The 17,873-nt window shown below is 68.8% G+C and carries 17 protein-coding genes; 5 read left to right on the forward strand and 12 right to left on the reverse strand.

Annotated elements, in window-relative coordinates; translation table 11 throughout:
* Positions 1-12: 12 nt before the first annotated feature.
* The 9 genes from aspA to ACWC09_RS00995 all read right to left on the reverse strand — a co-directional run bounded on the left by aspA (position 13) and on the right by ACWC09_RS00995 (position 8,220).
* Complete coding sequence (gene aspA / locus ACWC09_RS00955) at positions 13-1,422, reverse strand: aspartate ammonia-lyase (protein ID WP_450847178.1); 1,410 nt, start codon at positions 1,420-1,422, stop codon at positions 13-15.
* A gap of 169 nt (positions 1,423-1,591) precedes the next feature.
* Entirely contained in the window at positions 1,592-2,608 is a 1,017-nt protein-coding gene (locus tag ACWC09_RS00960) for an asparaginase (protein ID WP_450847180.1), read from the reverse strand.
* Positions 2,609-2,636: 28 nt separating this feature from the next.
* Complete coding sequence (locus ACWC09_RS00965) at positions 2,637-4,094, reverse strand: amino acid permease (RefSeq protein WP_450847182.1); 1,458 nt, start codon at positions 4,092-4,094, stop codon at positions 2,637-2,639.
* Positions 4,091-4,768 (reverse strand): FadR/GntR family transcriptional regulator, encoded by a 678-nt coding sequence (locus ACWC09_RS00970; protein WP_450847443.1) that lies wholly within the window; start codon positions 4,766-4,768, stop codon positions 4,091-4,093. The genes ACWC09_RS00965 and ACWC09_RS00970 overlap by 4 nt, the downstream gene beginning before the upstream one ends.
* A gap of 169 nt (positions 4,769-4,937) precedes the next feature.
* Positions 4,938-5,774 carry an undecaprenyl-diphosphate phosphatase gene (locus tag ACWC09_RS00975; RefSeq protein ID WP_450847183.1) on the reverse strand — a complete coding sequence of 279 codons (837 nt, stop codon included), beginning with the start codon at positions 5,772-5,774 and terminating at the stop codon, positions 4,938-4,940.
* Positions 5,775-5,845: 71 nt separating this feature from the next.
* Positions 5,846-6,220 carry a fluoride efflux transporter CrcB gene (crcB, locus tag ACWC09_RS00980; RefSeq protein ID WP_450847185.1) on the reverse strand — a complete coding sequence of 125 codons (375 nt, stop codon included), beginning with the start codon at positions 6,218-6,220 and terminating at the stop codon, positions 5,846-5,848.
* Entirely contained in the window at positions 6,217-6,597 is a 381-nt protein-coding gene (locus ACWC09_RS00985; protein WP_450847187.1) for a DUF190 domain-containing protein, read from the reverse strand. The genes crcB (ACWC09_RS00980) and ACWC09_RS00985 overlap by 4 nt, the downstream gene beginning before the upstream one ends.
* A complete protein-coding gene (gene crcB, locus ACWC09_RS00990; protein WP_450847189.1) occupies positions 6,594-7,055 on the reverse strand; it encodes a fluoride efflux transporter CrcB in 462 nt (153 codons plus the stop codon). The genes ACWC09_RS00985 and crcB (ACWC09_RS00990) overlap by 4 nt, the downstream gene beginning before the upstream one ends.
* Positions 7,056-7,224: 169 nt before the next feature.
* Positions 7,225-8,220 (reverse strand): SMP-30/gluconolactonase/LRE family protein, encoded by a 996-nt coding sequence (locus ACWC09_RS00995; protein ID WP_450847191.1) that lies wholly within the window; start codon positions 8,218-8,220, stop codon positions 7,225-7,227.
* Positions 8,221-8,355: 135 nt separating this feature from the next.
* On the opposite strand from ACWC09_RS00995, the gene ACWC09_RS01000 reads away from it, so the two are divergent.
* A complete protein-coding gene (locus tag ACWC09_RS01000) occupies positions 8,356-9,186 on the forward strand; it encodes a ribonuclease BN (RefSeq protein WP_450847193.1) in 831 nt (276 codons plus the stop codon).
* Between the two features lie 29 nt (positions 9,187-9,215).
* Here ACWC09_RS01000 and ACWC09_RS01005 read toward each other — a convergent pair whose 3' ends face one another.
* The 3 genes from ACWC09_RS01005 to ACWC09_RS01015 form a co-directional block, all read right to left on the reverse strand.
* On the reverse strand, positions 9,216-9,503 hold the full coding sequence (locus tag ACWC09_RS01005) for an ArsR/SmtB family transcription factor (RefSeq protein WP_450847195.1): 288 nt from the start codon (positions 9,501-9,503) through the stop codon (positions 9,216-9,218).
* A 196-nt stretch (positions 9,504-9,699) separates the two neighbouring features.
* Positions 9,700-11,259: a glycosyl hydrolase 53 family protein gene (locus tag ACWC09_RS01010; protein WP_450847197.1), complete on the reverse strand. Its 1,560-nt coding sequence runs from the start codon at positions 11,257-11,259 to the stop codon at positions 9,700-9,702.
* Positions 11,260-11,408: 149 nt separating this feature from the next.
* Positions 11,409-13,430: a beta-galactosidase gene (locus tag ACWC09_RS01015; RefSeq protein ID WP_450847199.1), complete on the reverse strand. Its 2,022-nt coding sequence runs from the start codon at positions 13,428-13,430 to the stop codon at positions 11,409-11,411.
* A 230-nt stretch (positions 13,431-13,660) separates the two neighbouring features.
* Between ACWC09_RS01015 and ACWC09_RS01020 the strand changes: the two genes are divergently transcribed.
* From ACWC09_RS01020 to ACWC09_RS01035, 4 genes are read left to right on the forward strand one after another with little or no spacing between them, the layout of a single operon-like run.
* A complete protein-coding gene (locus tag ACWC09_RS01020) occupies positions 13,661-14,980 on the forward strand; it encodes an ABC transporter substrate-binding protein (protein WP_450847201.1) in 1,320 nt (439 codons plus the stop codon).
* On the forward strand, positions 14,977-15,900 hold the full coding sequence (locus tag ACWC09_RS01025; protein WP_450847203.1) for a carbohydrate ABC transporter permease: 924 nt from the start codon (positions 14,977-14,979) through the stop codon (positions 15,898-15,900). Before ACWC09_RS01020 ends, ACWC09_RS01025 begins: the two co-directional genes overlap by 4 nt.
* A complete protein-coding gene (locus ACWC09_RS01030; protein WP_450847205.1) occupies positions 15,897-16,802 on the forward strand; it encodes a carbohydrate ABC transporter permease in 906 nt (301 codons plus the stop codon). The genes ACWC09_RS01025 and ACWC09_RS01030 overlap by 4 nt, the downstream gene beginning before the upstream one ends.
* On the forward strand, positions 16,799-17,830 hold the full coding sequence (locus tag ACWC09_RS01035; RefSeq protein WP_450847207.1) for a LacI family DNA-binding transcriptional regulator: 1,032 nt from the start codon (positions 16,799-16,801) through the stop codon (positions 17,828-17,830). Before ACWC09_RS01030 ends, ACWC09_RS01035 begins: the two co-directional genes overlap by 4 nt.
* Positions 17,831-17,873: the final 43 nt, after the last annotated feature.

The raw sequence follows: 17,873 nt of genomic DNA on the forward strand, positions 1-17,873 counted from the left end.
GTCGGAACCGGGTCAGACCAGTGGCGCGCCGCTGCCCGCGAGGACCTCCGGCCGCAGCAGGTCGGCGAGGGTCTCGGCGGGCAACAGGCCCTTCTCCAGGACCAGTTCGGCCACGCCTCGGCCGGTGACGAGTGCCTCCTTGGCGATGTCGGTGGCGGCCGTGTACCCGATGTGCGGGTTGAGCGCCGTGACCAGGCCGATGGAGTTCTCGACACTGGCGCGCAGCGCCTCGGTGTTGGCGGTGATGCCATCCACACACCGCTCGGCCAACGTGACGCAGGCGCTCTGCAGATGCGTGACGGACTCCGACAGGGAGTGCAGGATGATCGGCTCGAAGGCGTTCAGCTGGAGCTGTCCGGCCTCGGCTGCCATGGTGATCGTGACGTCGTTGCCGATCACCTCGAAGGCGACCTGGTTGACGACCTCGGGGATGACCGGGTTCACCTTGCCGGGCATGATGCTCGAACCGGCCTGTACCGGCGGCAGGTTGATCTCACCGAGCCCCGCACGCGGCCCGGACGACAGCAGGCGCAGGTCGTTGCAGCTCTTGCTGAGCTTGACCGCGATCCGCTTGAGCACACCGGACATCTGGACGAACGCCCCGCAGTCCTGTGTGGCCTCGACCAGGTTGGCCGCGGTGACCAGCGGCAGCCCCGTGATGGCGGAGAGGTGACGGCGGGCCGCCTCGGCGTAACCGGCGGGTGCATTGAGTCCGGTGCCGATGGCCGTGGCACCGAGGTTGATCTCATGGATCAACTGGACGGCCTCGTCAAGACGGTTGCGATCCTCGTCAATCATGACGGCATAGGCCGAGAACTCTTGACCGAGCGTCATCGGCACCGCGTCCTGCAACTGTGTACGGCCCATCTTGAGCACGTCACGGAACTCGACGGCCTTCCGGGCGAACGAGTCCTGCAGTACAGACATCGCCTTGAGCAGTCCACGTACCGCGAAGACCGTCGCTACCTTCACGGCGGTCGGGTAGACGTCATTGGTCGACTGCCCCAGGTTGACGTCCTCATTGGGATGCAGGTGCTGGTACTGCCCCTTCGCGAACCCCATCAACTCCAACGCCCGGTTCGCGACGACCTCGTTGGCGTTCATGTTGGTCGAGGTCCCGGCACCACCCTGGATGACGTCGACCACGAACTGGTCGTGCAGCTTGCCGTCCCGAATCTCCCGGCAGGCCGCGACGATGGCAGCAGCCTTCGCCGGCTCCAGCAGCCCGAGCTCCTCATTGGCGAGAGCGGCGGCCTCCTTGACGGCCGCAAGAGCGTCGATCAGATGCGGGTAGGCGGAGATCGGGGTGCCGGTGATGGGGAAGTTCTCGGTGGCCCGAAGGGTGTGAACTCCCCAATAGGCATCGGCAGGAACATCACGGTCGCCGAGCAGATCGTGTTCGCTACGGGTGACGGCGTTCATGAGGAAGAGGGTCTACTTTCTGAGATACAGAGGTGACAGCGCCCCGAGAGGGGCGCGGGGAACTGCGCGACCAACCACAAACCGCCCGCAGCCGCCAATCGACGAGTCGGACCGCCCGATTAGGGCCTGCCGGGCGTCGCGGGGCAGCCGGGACTTTCGCATCAGGCCCCTAGGCGCAGGCCGAAACCACAACGGGCTCCAGCGAACGAACGGGCCGCACGCACCCGACCGCCTGCCCGCCCCCAAGAAGCGGCTCTCCCTGGAACTCGGTGAGCAGAGCAGGATCAACCCCGGCCCAGGCCAAAGCGGCCGCAGCGACCGGCACCCGCGCCCGATTGGCCCCGTCGGCGATCTTCACGGCAACGGCCCGCCCGTCCGGCAGCGCGGCAACCTCAACGCCCTCGAACCCGTCCTTGGCCAGCAGCCCCGGCACGGCCTCCATCAGCGCGGCCACGTCCCGTCCCGCCCCGGAGGCCATCTCCGCGTGCTCCCGCATCGCGTCGGCCACCCGCGCCTCCGGCGTACCGGCGACGGCGGTCGTGATCCGGGCAACAGCCCGCGCAAGCCCATGCAGGGACACGGAGAACAGCGGCGCCCCGCACCCGTCCACGGTCACCTGTGCGATCCGCTGCCCCGTGAGGTCCTCCACGATCTCGGCGATCGCCCGCTGCAGCGGATGCGAGGGGTCGAGGTACCCCTCAAGAGGCCAGTCGTTGAGCACGCACGTGTACAGCATCGCCGCGTGCTTCCCGGAGCAGTTCTGGGCGAGCCGGGAGGGGTGCCGCCCCTCCCGGACCCAGGCGTCCCGGACGGCCGGGTCGTACGGCATGTCCGGCACGTTGCGCAGATGGTCCTCGGTGAGCCCGGCGAGTTCGAGGATGCGCCGGGTCCCGGCGAGGTGGCGTTCCTCGCCGGAGTGGCTCGCCGCGGTGAGCGAGAGGAGCTCGCCGTCGAGCGGCAACCCGGCCCGCACCATGGCGACCGCCTGGACCGGCTTGAGCGCGGAGCGCGGATAGAACGCGGCCTCGATGTCGCCGAGCTGGAATCGGACCTGGCCGTCGGCGTCGAGGACGACGACGGAACCGTAGTGGATGCCCTCCACGATCCCGCCGCGTATGAGGTGGGCGACGGGAGCGTGGAGGGGCTCGCGGATCTGGGGTGCGTCCGCGACGGAACTGCTGAACATCACTGCCTCTTGTCAGGGAGCACGCGGGTCACGCGTCGGCTCCGGTCGTGGGTTTGGTCCCGGTGGACCTGCGGGCGACGCGGCCGCGGATGCCGAACCATCCGCCGACCAGGGCGCCGGCGATCAGCGGCAGGCACAGCACGGTGGTGCGGCCGGCGCCTCCGTCGGCGTACATGAGGACCAGGACGGAGGCGAGGAAGGCCAGCGTCACGAGTTCGGTCCAGGGGGAGCCCGGCAGCCGGTAGCCCGGGCGGGTCAGCTCGCCCTTCTGGGTCTTCTGCCAGAAGAGGAGGTGACAGATCATGATCATGCCCCAGGTGGAGAGGATGCCGATCGCCGCGAAGTTCAGGACGATCTCGAAGGCGTCCGCCGGGACCACGAAGTTGAGGCCGACGCCCAGGACACAGATACCGCTGGTGAGGAGGATTCCGCCGTACGGGACCTGGCTGCGGCTCATCACCGAGGTGAACTTGGGCGCGGAGCCGGACATCGCCATGGAGCGCAGAATGCGGCCGGTGGAGTACAGGCCGGAGTTGAGCGAGGACATGGCCGCGGTGAGGACGACGAGGTTCATCACGCCACCGGCGGCCGGGATGCCTATGTTGGACAGCACGGTCACGAACGGGCTCTGGCCTGCGCTGTACTTGTTCCACGGCAGCAGCATCGAGAGCAGGACGACGGAGCCGACGTAGAAGAGGCCGACGCGCCACATGATCGAGTTGATCGCCTTCGGCATGATCTTCTCGGGGTTCTCGGTCTCGCCGGCGGCGACACCGACCAGCTCGACGGAGGCGTAGGCGAAGACGACGCCCTGGATGATCAGCAGCATCGGCAGCAGGCCGTTGGGGAAGACACCGCCGTTGTCGGTGATCAGGGATGGACCGGGGATGGCGCCGTCGACCGGATGCTGGGTGACCAGCAGATAGATGCCGATACACATGAAGATGACCAGCGCGCTGACCTTGACGATCGCGAACCAGAACTCCATTTCACCGAAGATCTTGACCGAGATCAGATTGACGGTCAGGACGACGGCAAGGGCGATCAATGCGATCAACCATTGAGGGATGTCCGAGAACATGCCCCAGTAGTGCGTGTAGGTGGCCACCGCGGTGATGTCGGCGATGCCGGTGGTCGCCCAGTTGAGGAAGTACATCCAGCCCGCGGTGTACGCGCCCTTCTCGCCCAGGAACTCGCGGGCGTACGAGACGAAGGCGCCGGACGAGGGCCGGTACAGGACGAGTTCACCGAGGGCGCGCACGACCAGGAAGGCGAAGACGCCGCAGACCGCGTAGGCGACGAAGAGGGAGGGGCCGGCGTCGGCCAGTCGGCCGCCGGCGCCGAGGAAGAGGCCGGTGCCGATGGCGCCGCCGATGGCGATCATGTTGACGTGCCGGGACTTCAGGGACTTGCTGTAGCCCGCGTCTCCGGCGTCGACGTGACCGGCCGAGGGGCGTGTCTCGTCTTTGAGGAACTGCTCGCTCACGCCTCGGGTCCACCTTCCGTGGATGGGTCCGTGCGCCCGGGGCGCACGATGTCGGTGAGGGTCGTCTCGACGCGGTCGAGGTGGTGCGCCATGGCGTCCGTCGCGTCGAGTTCGGAACCGTCCATCAGCGCCTCGACGATCGCCCGGTGCTCGCGGTTGGACTGCTCGCGGCGTCCGCCCAGTTCGTTGAGGAAGGCCGACTGACGCGCCAGTGCGTCGCGGATCTCCTCGATGACCCGGCGGAAGACCGGGTTCTGGGCGGCCTGGGCGACGGCGAGGTGGAACAGCGTGTCGAGGGCGACCCAGGAGGTGGTGTCGGTCTCCCGCTCCATGCGCTCCAGCAGGTGCACCAGGTGGTCCAGGTCCTCGGGCGTACGGCGCACGGCCGCGTAGCCCGCCACCGGGATCTCGACGTGGCGGCGCACTTCCAGCAGGTCGCTGGCCGCGTAGTCGCCGAAGGTGGGGTCCTCGACGGCGCTCGCGACGACGAAGGTGCCCTTGCCCGTCTTGGAGACGGTCAGGCCCATCGTCTGCAGCGCCCTGAGGGCCTCGCGCAGCACGGGCCTGCTGACCTCGAGGGTGCGGCAGAGCTCCGCCTCGGAGGGCAGCTTGTCCCCCACCCCGTACTCGCCGTTCTCGATGGCGGCACGCAGATGGGCCAGGACCGCTTCCATGGCGCTGATGCGCCGCGGACCCTGACTGGCTGTCTTGCTGTCTGACAGGTTCACGGGAGCGATCCTCCGGGTGACGTAGGGGAGCTGTCAAGGGATGTGAAAGACGAGATTCCCGGGGTGCGAAGCCCGAAAGCGGACTTCATACCCCGGGACCGGCCGACCGGGCAGGTCAGCTGCTGATCGCGCCCCCGCTGAGCAGGCCCAGCAGCAGCACCCCGACGATGAGCCGGTAGATCACGAAGGCGTTGAAGGAGTGCTTGGCGACGTACTTCAGCAGCCAGGCGATGGAGGCGTAGGCGACGACGAAGGAGATGATCGTGCCGACGGCGAGCGGCGCGGCGCCGACACCCGTGCCCAGGGCGTCCTTCAGCTCGTAGAGACCGGCGCCGGTGAGGGCGGGAATGCCGAGGAAGAACGAGAGGCGGGTGGCGGCGACGCGGTCCAGGTCGAGGATGAGGGCCGTGGACATGGTGGCACCGGAGCGGGAGAAGCCGGGGAAGAGCAGAGCCAGGATCTGCGAACTGCCGACCAGCATCGCGTCCTTGAACGTGGTGTCGTCCTCGCTGCGCTTGTGCCGGCCCATCTGGTCCGCCGCCCACATCACGCCGCTTCCGACGATCAGCGAGGCCGCCACCACCCACAGGGAGGCGAGCGGACCCTCGATCAGCGGCTTGGCGGCGAGCCCCACGGCGACGATCGGGATCGTCGCGTAGATCACCCACCAGGCGAACTTGTAGTCGTGGTGGTACCGCTCCTCCTTGTTGACCAGACCACGGCCCCAGGCGGAGACGATCCGCACGATGTCCTTGAAGAAGTACACCAGCACGGCGGCGATCGCGCCGACCTGGATGACGGCCGAGAACCCGACGACGGCGTCGTCGTCCACAGGGATGCTCATCAGCCCCTCGGCGATCTTCAGATGGCCGGTCGAGGAGACGGGGAGGAACTCGGTCACCCCCTCGACGACTCCGAGGACGGCGGCCTGACCGACGCTAATGACGCTCATGGGATCCAGTTCTGAGGAGTTGGTCGACAGTGTTGTAGACAGTCTTACTACGTGCGGAGGCCGGCGGGTGACTACCCCCAGAGGGTCTGGGCGATCAACACTCCGACAAATGCCGCACCGAGACCCGCCGTCACGCTTCCGACGACATTGGCGGCAGCGTAGAGCCCCGCCCCGGTCTCGGTCAGCCGCAGGGTCTCGTAGGAAAAGGTCGAGTACGTGGTCAGGGCCCCGCACAGGCCGGTGCCGAGCAGCAGTTGGAGATGAGAGCCGGCGGCCCCCTCGGTCACCGCGCCGGTCAGCAGGCCCAGGATCAGGCAGCCGGCGACGTTCACGGCGAAGGTACCCCAGGGGAAGACCGAATCGTGCCGGGACTGGACCGCACGGTCGGTGAGGTACCGCAGCGGTGCGCCGACGGCGGCGCCCGCGACGACCAACAGCCAGTTCACAACGACTTCTTACCCTTCGTGCGCGTTTCGCCGGGTCCCTCTTCACGGCCGACGTACCGGATGACCTCGCAGTCGTCGAGGATCACCAACCCCTCCCCCACCAGCTCGTCGAGCTGCGGCAGGAAGGCACGGACGCGTTCCTCGGTGTCCACGATGACGATCGCGACCGGCAGGTCCTCGCTCATCGACAGCAGCCGTGAGGTGTGGATCAGGGAGGAGGCGCCGAAGCCCTCGATACCGCGGAAGACGCTGGCACCCGCGAGACCGGCGGCGTGGGCACGGTGGACGATCTCGGAGTAGAGGGGCTTGTGGTGCCAGGTGTCGTTCTCGCCGATGAAGACGGTCACGCGCAGGGCGCTGCCGGTCAGCGTGGTCATGGCTGCCTCCACTTCAGGACGCGGCGGGCCGCGGCGACCGCGAGCCACACCGCCGTGAGGGCCGCGAGCAGGGTCGCGGCGAGGTAGGCCAGCCCGGTGCGGGGGTGGCCGGAGTCGACGAGTTTCTGGATGTCGACGGCGTAGGTGGAGAAGGTGGTGAAGCCGCCGAGCACACCGGTGCCGAAGAAGGGGCGGACAAGGCGGTGGGCGGCCCACACGTCGCTGATGACGACCATGAACACGCCGATGACGGCGCAGCCGATGACATTGGTCCAGAAAGTGGCCCACGGGAAGTGGCCGGGCGGGGTGGGCCACCACAGGGAGAGCGCGTAGCGGGCGGTGGCGCCGATGGCGCCGCCGAGCGCGACCACCGCGACGACCGGTGCCTGGGTGCGCCAGGCGGGCCGCCGGGTGGTCTGCGGGCGGGCGCGGAGGCTCTCCGCTTCCGGGGCTGTCATGGTCGTACGTCTCCTACTCGCCGGGGCCCGGGCGTGCGGGCGCCGCTCCTTCGCAAGTAGGGACCGTTGGCGGCACCACTGCCGCGGTTCGGGTACGGCGGGCCCCACCGCCGCGCCGCGAGGGGTGCCCGCGGCCGGGCTACAGGGTAGCGCCCGGCCCGGACCGGGGTCATTTCGGGGCCGGTCGCTCACACACCGCCACGCCCCGCTCCCACAGGCTCCCCAGCACCAGATGGCCGGCGGCCTCGCAGACACTGGTCACCATGCGGAAGCCGGAACGGCGGCGGGCGAGGTGGTGGACGACCGTGCCCTGGTCGTCGACGGCGAGGACGCCGATGGTGCCGGTGGGGCGGTAGGGGGCGTGAACGGCGATACGCGCGGCAGCACCGCGGACGGCGGGGGCGGTGCGGTGCAGCAGGTCGAGCGGGGGGATGCGCGGTCCGGCCAGGGACACCCAGATCGGGCCGTCGGGCGCGCTGCGCCAGATGTTGTCGGGCATGCCCGGCAGGTTCTCGGCGAAGGGCTCGCCGCGGCCGGCCTTCGGTCCGGTGAGCCAGTAGCGGGTGAGGCGGCGGGCGCCGGTCTCGGCGACGACCAGGAACGATTCATCGGAGCTCAGAGCCAGTCCGTTGGCGAACTGCAGGCCCTCGAGGAGAACCTCGGGCCGCTCGCTGCCGGGCTCGAGGCGCAGCAGTCGGCCGGTCCCGGAGTGTTCGACGATGTCGCCGATCCTCCCCCACTGCTTAAAACGGCGTGGGGGGACCCCCAGGTCGAGGGGGTAGCGGCGGCTGGAGACGGTGAAGCAGACACTGCCGTCGGCGAGGGCGACGACATTGCTGCAGAACCTCAGCCGCTCCCCCGCCACCGAGTCGGCGAGGATGCGCACGATGCCCTCGCGCAGATCGACGCGCAGCAGTCCGAGTTCGGCGTCGCACACCAACAGGGCGTCGTCCGGGAGGAGTTCGAGGCCGAGGGGCCGGCCGCCCGTCTCGGCGAGCACCTCGACGCGGGCCGGTGAGGCGCCGGTGAGGCCGTCGATACGCAGGATGCGGCCGTCCTCCACTCCGGTCAGCACCCGGCCGCGAGCGTCGGCGACGACGTCCTCGGGGCCGCGGCCGCCGATGGCGACGTATCGGAGAGGGACGAGTGGGGTGACACGGTCCATGGAAACCTCCTCGTCGAGGTCGGGCAGTTCATGCTGGCATGTGTGTGGAGGTTCAACGGAGACCGCGTCACTCGATCAGGTTTACGTCGAGGCTTTCCTGGCCACTCAGGACAGCGCCCGAGAAGGGATGGTCCCATGTCACGGTCGGCCCTGTGGCACCGATCGGGGCTCGCCGAGCTGTACCGGCGCGGCTCGGAGTTGGAGTTGCTGCACAGGGCTCTCGGGTTCGCGACGCTCGCCCTGGTCACACTGGCGCCGCTGCTGATCGTGGTCGCGGCGGCGGATCCACTGGGGCACGGTGGTTTCGCGCTGTGGCTGGTGGACGGCATGGACCTGTCCGGTCGCTCCGCCCGGGCGCTCACCCGGGTCTTCGGGCCACCCAGCAAGGTGATCAGCACCACCAGCGTCTGGAGCGCCGCCCTGCTCGCGCTGTTCGGGCTGTCCTTCGCGTCGAGCGTGCAGAACGGCTACGAGCGGATCTGGAAGTCGTCCGCCGGCCCCTGGCACCGGATCTGGCGGCAGGCGGTGTGGCTGGTCGTGCTGATGACGTACGTGTACGCGCAGGTGGAGACCCGGAACGTGCTGCAGGGATCGTTCCGCATCCCGCTGAGCATGGTGTTCGGCATCCTGTTCTTCTGGTGGGGCCCGCACTACCTCCTCCACCGCGCGGTGCCGTGGCGTTATCTGCTGCCCGGCGCGGTGGCCACGATGGCGGGCCTGGTGGGGCTGCGCTGGTTCTCGTACCTGGTGTTCACCCCGCTCCTGGTCACCAACGCGATCAGCTACGGCCCGGCCGGCACCATTCTGGTGGTGGAGTCCTGGCTGGTGGGGGTGGGGTTCGTCGTCTACGGCGGGGCGCTGCTCGGGCGTCTGGTGTGCGAGCGGTTCGGGTACACGGACGAGCCCCCGGAGGAGGGCGGCGAGGAGGGGCCCTCGGCGGTGTCGTCTTCGCGGGACATCGTGTAGCACCCCGGTGTGCCGTCCCGTCGCGGCGGCTACCAGCCCTTCTCGAACATCCGCCCCACCTCGGCGATCCGCACCTCGTCCCGCCGGTAGTAGGTGCACCGCCGGACTCTGCGGGTACGCAGCAGGCCGACGGCCGCGAGCAGGTCGAGGTGGGTGTCCGCGACGGCACGGGGTACGCCGAGCTTCGCGGCGACGGCGTCCGCGGTGACGCCGTCCTCCACGAGGTCCTCGTGTGCCTGCGCCGGAAAATGCGCGGCCGGGTCCTTCAGCCACTCCAGGATGTCCAGGCGCTGCGAGCCGACGGGATTCCTCAACATCGCGTCCCCCTCTCCGGACGGACCACCGCAATGCGCGTCTTCCCACTGTCCCGCAGCGCGGGCCGCGTTGTCCGGGAGTCGAGGACCCTTGTCCGGGACCGAACGGCCCGCCCCCACCCGTTCACCCGGCTCCGCCCTTGAAAACACGGGCGAGGGCCCGGCCGCTCCCCTGCGACCGGGCCCCCTCCACACAGGTTCAGCGATGGCTGAACCAGCTCATGGCCGAGGTGGCCTTGTCGTTGTAGTCGAACAGGGCCTGGTTCTCCCAGCCGTTGCCGGAGGTGGAGTCGGTCGGGTCCCAGCCGTTGCCGGTGACCGCGGTCCAGGTCGCCTCCCAGTAGAAGACGCCGAGGCCCTTGTTGCCGGGGACGGCCTCCACGATGTTCGCGACGGCGTTCATCCACGCCAGCTGGCCCGCCTGGGTGGCCGGGTAGCCGGTGACCAGTTCGCCGGTGGTGTCGATCTGGTTCTCCAGGGAGTCGTCCTGGGCGAGGGTGAACGGGTACGCCGTCTCCGCGACGAACACGGGCTTGCCGTAGCGCGAGACCACGTCGTCCAGAGTGGTCTGGGCGGCGGCCAGCGAACCGTGCCAGTAGCCGTAGTACGACAGTCCGATCACGTCGTAGTTGATGCCGTACGTCTTGGCGTTGTCGAACCACCAGCGCACGGTCGAGTCGTCACCGGCGTTGGCCAGGTGCAGGGCGACCGTGGTGCCGGAGGAGACCGCCTTGACCGCGCTGTAGCCGGAGTTGAGCAGACCGGCCAGTTGCGACCAGTTGCTGGTGGAGCCCTCGGACCACAGGATGCCGGCATTGATCTCGTTGCCGACCTGGACCATGTCGGCGGTGGTGCCCTGGGCCTTCAACGCGTTCAACACGTCGTACGTGTGGTTGTACACGTCCGTCTTGAGTTGACTGTATGTGTGGGACGACCAGGCGGTCGGCTTGCTCTGCTTGCCCGGGTCGGCCCAGGTGTCCGAGTAGTGGAAGTCGACCAGCAGCTTCATGCCGGCGGCCTTGATGCGCTTGGCCATGGCCAGCACGCGCGTCTTGTTGTTGTAGCCGTCGGCCGGGTTGACCCAGACCTTCAGGCGCGCGTAGTTCATGCCGGCGTTCTTGAGGATGGTGACCGCGTCACCGGTGGTGCCGGAGCTGGTCTTGTAGACGCCGCCGAGGGCCTCGCTCTTGGCGAGGGACGAGATGTCGGCACCCTTGATCGACAGTCCGGTTGATCCAGATGCGAAGGTCAGATCGTCGACATTGATCCAGTTGCCGGCTTTCGCGTCACTGTTGATGCTGATGGTGCACTGGTTGTTCGTCACATTGATCGACGTGACAATGCGGACCCAACTGCTGGTGGACACCGGCAGATCGGTCTTCTGTTCCGAACTCCCGCAGTTCTTCAGGGATATGTAGGCGGAGTTCTGCCCGCCGCTGGAGCGGGTCCAGGCCGTGAGCGTGTAGGTGCCGTTGGTGAGCCCCGACAGGTACTGGTATGTCTCGACCTTGTAGGCGGAGGACGAGTAGTGGGACAGGCGGTAGCTCCCGCTGTGGCCACCGGATTCGGTGTACGAGGCCCCTGTGTCGCCGTACTCGGACCAGCCGGCCGGGCTGGCCACGCCCGCGCCGTCGGACTCGAAGCCGCCGTTGGTGAGCGTGCTCGCCGCCTGCGCGCCGGGGGCGGGCAGGGCGATCAGGGCGAGCCCGGCCACGAGCGGCAGCAGCAGGGCCCTTAGTGTGCGTCTGGGATGGAACATCGTCGTCCGTCGTCCCTTCGACGTGATGGGGATGGGGCATCCCCCTCCAGTGGGGGTTTCCCCGATGGGGGTGTCCCTCCGGTGGCACCCGGAGGAAGAGCCCCTCCGCCCGCGGCTCTCGTGGCACGCGCGGGCGGAGGGGAGTCGGCTCAGCCGTCGAGTCGTACGACCCGGACGGCGCCCGCGGGGACTTCGAGGCGACCCGCGGCCCGCTCGCCGGTCAGCAGCTCGGTGCCGTGCGCCTCCAGCGGCACCTTGGCGTCCGACGCGGTGTGGTTGACGGCGAACAGGTAGCTGCCCGACTCGCCGGTGCGGCGCACGACCTCGACGTCGCGGGGCAGGTCGGCGCGCGGGGCGACCCGCGCGTCCTCGATGGCCCAGCCCAGCAGCGCGTCCAGGCCCTCGCTGCCGAGGCGGGTGGAGACGTACCAGGCGGTGCCCTCGCCGAGGCGGTGACGGGTGACGGCCGGGTGACCCTCGGTGAGGCCGTCGGCGTACGTCCACACGGTCTCGGCGCCAAGCGGCACCACGAACTCGGTCCAGACGTCGCCGGCCAGCTCGGAGCCGTCCGGCCCGGTGATGCGCACCGACTGGCCCGGCAGCAGCGGCGAGAACTCCTCCACCGTCAGGCCGAGCACGTCCCTGAGGGCGCCCGGGTAGGCACCCGGGTGGACCGCGTCGTGCTCGTCGACGATGCCGGAGAAGTACGAGACGACGAGGGTGCCGCCGTTCTCGACGTACTCCCTGACGTTGTTCCCGGCCGCCTCCGTCATCAGGTACAGGGCGGGCACGACGACAAGGGGATACCTCGACAAATCGCTTTCGGGGTGGGCGAAGTCGACGGTGAGGTGGCGGTCGTAGAGGGCCTCGTAGAAGGCGTCGGCGCGCTCGCGCGGGTCGTGGTCCTCGCTGGGGCGCCACTCCAGGTTCTGCGCCCACCAGGAGTGCCAGTCCCACAGGACGGCCACGTCGGCCCCCGTGCGGGTGCCGCGGACCGTGCTCAAGGAGTCCAGGGACGCGCCGAGTTCCACGACCTCACGCCACACGCGCGTGTCGGTGCCGCCGTGCGGGAGCATCGCCGAGTGGAACTTCTCGGCACCCCGCCGGGACTGGCGCCACTGGAAGAACATCGCGCCGTCGGAGCCGCGCGCCACGTGCGCGAGGGAGTTGCGGGCCATCTGGCCGGGGGCCTTGGCGGGGTTGCGGGGCTGCCAGTTGACACCCGAGGTGGAGTGCTCCAGGAGCAGCCACGGGGCGCCGGCGGCGACCGAGCGGGTCAGGTCGGCGGCCATCGCGAGGTTGACGTGGGTGCGGCGGCCGTCGGTGATCAGGTAGTGGTCGTTGGTGACGAGGTCGACCTCGCGGCCCCAGGCCCAGTAGTCGACGGAGTCGCACTGGCTGAGCGCGGTCATGAAGTTCGTCGTGACCGGGACGCCCGGCGAGAGACGGTGCAGGATGTCCCGCTCCGCCACGAAGTTCTCGCGCATGGTGGCGTCGGCGAAGCGCTTGTAGTCCAGCGCCTGGGCCGGGTTGACGGCCGTCGGAGTCGCGCGCGGCGGGTTGATCTGCTCGAAGTCGGCGTAGCGCTGGCCCCAGAAGGCCGTCCCCCAGGCCTCGTTGACGCCGTCGACCGTCTCGTACGCCGACTGCAGCCAACGGCGGAAGTGGGCGGCGCAGGAGTCGCAGTAGCAGGCCGAGACGGGGACGCCGTACTCGTTGTGCACGTGCCACATCGCCAGCGCCGGGTGGTCGCCGTAGCGCTCGGCGAGCTCGGTCGAGATGGTCGCGGCGGCGGTGCGGTAGTCGGCGTTGCTGTGGCAGATGGCGGCACGGGAGCCGAACTCGTAGCGCACCCCCTCGCGGCTCACCGGGAGCGCCTCGGGGTGGGTGCGGTAGAACCAGGCCGGCGGGCAGACGGTGGGGGTGCCCAGGTCGACGCGTATGCCGTTCTCGTGCAGCAGGTCGATGATCCGGTCGAGCCAGCCGAAGTCGTACACCCCGGGTGAGGGCTCCAGCAGCGCCCAGGAGAAGATACCGACACTCACCATGGTGACGCCGGCCTCCCGCATCAGCCGGACATCGTCCTGCCAGACGCTTTCCGGCCACTGCTCGGGGTTGTAGTCCCCACCGAAGGCGAGCCTGGTGAGGCCCCTGGGACTGGTCTCCGGCATGGATCTCTCCCGTTTTATCGATCATTTGGGAACGTGCACACACTGAGGCAGCGGTGCGAGCCCAACATAACCGCACAGCAACAACCATTGACAAGTGTCCGGGATGTTTCTCTACTGTGAACGCTCACAGAGCAGCATCGCAGGTCCTCGCGACGGGCGGGGACCCGGCTCCTGTGATTCGCATGGCAGGTTTCCGCAAGAGGCGGGGACCCAGGTCAGGGGAGAGATCCATGCCCAACACGACGCGCAGTCGCCTCGTGGCATCCACCATCGCCGTTGCCCTCGGCGCCACCGCACTCGCCGCCTGCGGCTCGTCCGACAGCGACAGCAAGACCGAATCGGGGCCGGTCTCGCTGACGTACTGGACCTGGACGCCCGGTATGGACAAGGTCGTGGACCTGTGGAACAAGGGCCCGGGCAAGAAGGACCAGATCACGGTCACGGTGAAGAAGCAGGCGTCCGGCGACTCGCTGGTCACCAAGATCCTCACCGCCCACAAGGCGAACAAGGCGCCCGACCTGGTGCAGGCCGAGTACCAGGCGCTGCCGACGCTGGTCAGCAATGACGCGCTGGCCGACATATCGAAGGACGTCGGCGACGCCAAGTCCAAGTTCGCGTCCGGCGTCTGGCAGCAGACCTCGCTGGGCACGGACGCCGTCTACGCGGTGCCGCAGGACATCGGCCCGATGATGTTCTACTACCGCCAGGACCTCTTCAAGAAGTACGGCCTGACGGTCCCGACCACGTGGGAGCAGTTCGCCGAGACCGCCCGCGCGCTGAAGAAGAAGGCGCCGGACAAGGACCTGACCACCTTCTCCGCCAACGACTCCGGTCTCTTCGCCGGCCTCGCCCAGCAGGCCGGCGCCAAGTGGTGGACGACCTCCGGCGACAAGTGGAAGGTCGCCATCAACGACTCGGCCACCAAGAAGGTCGCCGACTTCTGGGGCGGCCTCGTCAAGGAGGGCGCCATCGACAACCAGCCGATGTACACGCCGGCCTGGAACAAGGCGCTCAACACCGGCAAGCAGATCGCCTGGGTCTCCGCGGTGTGGGCGCCGGGCACACTGACCACGGCCGCGCCCGAGACCAAGGGCAAGTGGGCCATGGCCCCGCTCCCCCAGTGGTCCTCCGGCGAGAACGTCACCGGCAGCTGGGGCGGCTCCTCCACCGCCGTCACCACGGACTCCGCGCACAAGGCGGCCGCCGCCAAGTTCGCCGCATGGCTGAACACCGACAACACGGCCCTGCAGGCGCTGGCCAAGGACAGCGGCATCTACCCGGCCGCCACCAACGCCCAGACCAGCGGCGCCTTCACCAGCCCGCCGGCGTACTTCTCGAACCAGTCGGACTTCTACACGAAGGCCGCAGCGATCGCGAAGACCACGGCGCCCTCGGCCTGGGGCCCGAACGTGAACGTCGCCTACACGACCTTCAACGACGCCTTCGGCGCCGCCGCGAAGAACAAGTCGGACTTCTCCGCCGCCCTGGACACCATGCAGAACGCCACGGTCGCCGACATGAAGAAGCAGGGCTTCGAGGTCTCCGAGTGACCAGCTCACGCCGGAAGTCGTACGGGGTCAAGGGGGCCCCGTACGCCTTCCTCCTTCCCGCAACCGTCCTGTTCGCGCTGTTCTTCGCGCTGCCCATCGGCTACGCGGTCTACCTGAGCTTCCGCAAGGTGCACGTCTCCGGCCTCGGCCTGGGCTCGGGCGCCCGCAAGGAGGTGTGGGCCGGCCTGGAGAACTACACCGACACCCTCACCGACAGCGAGCTGGGCCACGGCGCGCTGCGCGTCCTCGGCTACGGCTGCATCGTCGTCCCGGTGATGCTCGGCCTCGCCCTGCTGTTCGCGCTGATGCTCGACTCCGACAAGGTGCGCCTCGCCCCCTTCACCCGGCTCGCGATCTTCCTGCCGTACGCCATCCCCGGCGTGGTGGCGGCGCTGCTGTGGGGCTTCCTGTACCTGCCGGACGTCAGCCCCTTCTACTACATCCTCGAGAAGCTGCACATGCCGCAGCCGAACCTCCTGGACGGCGGCCCGCTGTATCTCGCCATGTCGAACATCGCGGTGTGGGGCGGCACCGGCTTCAACATGATCGTCATCTACACCTCGTTGCAGGCGATCCCGGCCGAGGTGTACGAGGCGGCGAAGCTGGACGGCGCCACCCCCCTGCAGGTCGCGCTCAGGATCAAGATCCCGATGGTGGCGCCCTCGCTGGTGTTGACCTTCTTCTTCTCGATCATCGCGACGCTCCAGGTGTTCAACGAACCGACCACCCTCAAACCGCTCACGAACTCCCTGCCGCTGACCTGGAGTCCGCTGATGAACGTGTACCAGGACGCGTTCCGCAAGGGTGACATCTACCAGGCGTCCTCCGAGGCCGTGATCATCGCCCTCGCCACGCTCGTCCTGTCGTTCGGCTTCCTGCGGGCCGCGAACCGTCGTCAGAAGCAGGAGGCGGCCCGATGAGTTCTCTTGCCGTACAGAAGGCGCCTTCGGCGGCCGGCACGGCCGGTACCGCCCAGGGACGGCCACCGCTGCGCCGCCGTATCGCACTGGTCCCGACGATCACCCTGGTGCTCGGCGCGATCTACACGCTGCTGCCGGTGGCGTGGGTGGTCATCGCGTCCACCAAGTCCGGCCGCGAGCTCTTCTCCACCTTCACCTTCCTGCCGGGCACGGGCTTCGCCGACAACATCAAGGAGCTCAACTCCTACCGCGACGGCGTCTACTGGAAGTGGATGGGCAACTCCGCCCTCTACGCCGGTCTCGGCGCCCTGCTGTCGTCGTGCGTGTCGGCGTTCAGCGGCTACGCGCTGGCGACGTACCGCTTCCGCGGCCGCGAGACGATCTTCAACATCCTGCTCGCGGGCGTCCTGATGCCGCCGATCATCCTGGCCATCCCGCAGTACCTGCTGCTGGCGAAGGCGGACCTCACGGACTCCTACCTGTCGGTGCTGCTGCCGCAGATCCTCTCGCCCTACGGCGTCTACCTCGCGCGGATCTACGCGGCCGCCGCCGTGCCCACCGACGTGGTGGAGGCGGGCCGGATGGACGGAGCGAGCGAGTGGCGGATCTTCACCCGGGTCGCACTGCCGATGATGGTCCCGGGACTGGTGACGGTCTTCCTGTTCCAGTTCGTGGCCGTGTGGAACAACTTCCTGCTGCCGTACATCATGCTCAGCGACGACGAGAAGTTCCCGATCACGCTGGGTCTGTACACGCTGCTGGAACAGGGTTCCAACCAGCCCGCGCTCTACACCCTGGTGATCACGGGGGCGTTTCTCGCGGTGATCCCGCTGATCGCGCTCTTCCTGGTCATCCAGCGGTTCTGGAGCCTCGATCTGCTCTCCGGAGCCGTAAAGTCATGACCATGAGCAACACGGGGGGCCGACGCAAGCCGCCGACGATCCACGACGTGGCCCGCGAGGCGGGTGTCTCACGCGGCACCGTCTCGCGGGTGCTCAACGGTGGGCACTACGTCAGCCCGTCCGCCGCCGAAGCGGTCAACGCCGCGATCCGCAAGACGGGTTACGTCGTCAACCGGCACGCGCGTTCACTGATCACCGGGCGTTCCGACTCCGTGGGCTTCCTGCTGACGGAGCCTCAGGAGCGGTTCTTCGAGGATCCCAACTTCAATGTGCTGCTGGGCGCCTGCACCCAGGCGCTGGCGGCGCACGACATCCCGCTGCTGCTGATGCTGGCGGGCAAGAAGGACGAACGGCGGCGCATAACCCGCTACATCACAGCCGGTCACGTCGACGGTGTGCTGCTGGTCTCCAGCCACTCCGGGGACCCGGTCGCCGAGGAGCTGCACAAGGCGGGGGTGCCCCTCGTCCAGTGCGGCAAGCCCATGGGGATCGGTTCCAAGGTGAGTTACGTGGCCGCGGACGACCGGGACGGCGCCCGCGACATGGTGCGCCATCTGCTGTCGCTGGGCCGCCGTCGTATCGGCATGGTGAGCGGACCGCTGGACACGCCCGGCGGTGTCGACCGTCTCGCCGGCTACAAGGAGGTGCTCACCGAGGCGGGCATCGAGATCGACGAGCGGCTCGTCGTCTCCGGCGACTACAGCCGGGCCAGCGGCGAGGCGGGCGCCGAGCGGCTGCTGGCGCAGGCGCCGGACATGGACGCCGTGTTCGTGGCCTCCGACCTGATGGCGCAGGGCGCCCTGACGGCGCTGCACCGGGCGGGCCGCCGGGTGCCCGAGGACGTGTCCGTGGGCGGCTTCGACGACTCCAGCGCGGCGACGGAGGCCACCCCCGCGCTGACGACCATCCGCCAGCCCTACGACCGCATCAGCGCCGAGATGGTGCGGGTGCTGCTGGCCCAGATCGGCGGCGAGGACCCGGCGGCAGTCATCCTGCCGACGGAGCTGGTGAAGCGGGACTCGACGTAAGGCTCACTGCCGGGGTGCCACGGCCATGCCTCTCCGCATACTG

The sequence above is a fragment of the Streptomyces sp. NPDC001617 genome (assembly GCF_053596855.1).

Bases quoted from the DNA above. Each gene is read 5' to 3' on its own strand.
- crcB (WP_450847189.1), bottom strand. From the start codon at position 7,055: ATGACAGCCCCGGAAGCGGAGAGCCTCCGCGCCCGCCCGCAGACCACC.
- ACWC09_RS00985 (WP_450847187.1), bottom strand. From the start codon at position 6,597: ATGACCACGCTGACCGGCAGCGCCCTGCGCGTGACCGTCTTCATCGGC.
- ACWC09_RS00975 (WP_450847183.1), bottom strand. From the start codon at position 5,774: ATGAGCGTCATTAGCGTCGGTCAGGCCGCCGTCCTCGGAGTCGTCGAG.
- ACWC09_RS01035 (WP_450847207.1), top strand. From the start codon at position 16,799: ATGACCATGAGCAACACGGGGGGCCGACGCAAGCCGCCGACGATCCAC.
- ACWC09_RS01015 (WP_450847199.1), bottom strand. From the start codon at position 13,430: ATGCCGGAGACCAGTCCCAGGGGCCTCACCAGGCTCGCCTTCGGTGGG.
- ACWC09_RS01000 (WP_450847193.1), top strand. From the start codon at position 8,356: ATGTCACGGTCGGCCCTGTGGCACCGATCGGGGCTCGCCGAGCTGTAC.
- ACWC09_RS01020 (WP_450847201.1), top strand. From the start codon at position 13,661: ATGCCCAACACGACGCGCAGTCGCCTCGTGGCATCCACCATCGCCGTT.
- ACWC09_RS00970 (WP_450847443.1), bottom strand. From the start codon at position 4,768: ATGGAAGCGGTCCTGGCCCATCTGCGTGCCGCCATCGAGAACGGCGAG.
- ACWC09_RS01005 (WP_450847195.1), bottom strand. From the start codon at position 9,503: ATGTTGAGGAATCCCGTCGGCTCGCAGCGCCTGGACATCCTGGAGTGG.
- ACWC09_RS01030 (WP_450847205.1), top strand. From the start codon at position 15,897: ATGAGTTCTCTTGCCGTACAGAAGGCGCCTTCGGCGGCCGGCACGGCC.
- ACWC09_RS01010 (WP_450847197.1), bottom strand. From the start codon at position 11,259: ATGTTCCATCCCAGACGCACACTAAGGGCCCTGCTGCTGCCGCTCGTG.
- ACWC09_RS00960 (WP_450847180.1), bottom strand. From the start codon at position 2,608: ATGTTCAGCAGTTCCGTCGCGGACGCACCCCAGATCCGCGAGCCCCTC.
- ACWC09_RS00995 (WP_450847191.1), bottom strand. From the start codon at position 8,220: ATGGACCGTGTCACCCCACTCGTCCCTCTCCGATACGTCGCCATCGGC.
- aspA (WP_450847178.1), bottom strand. From the start codon at position 1,422: ATGAACGCCGTCACCCGTAGCGAACACGATCTGCTCGGCGACCGTGAT.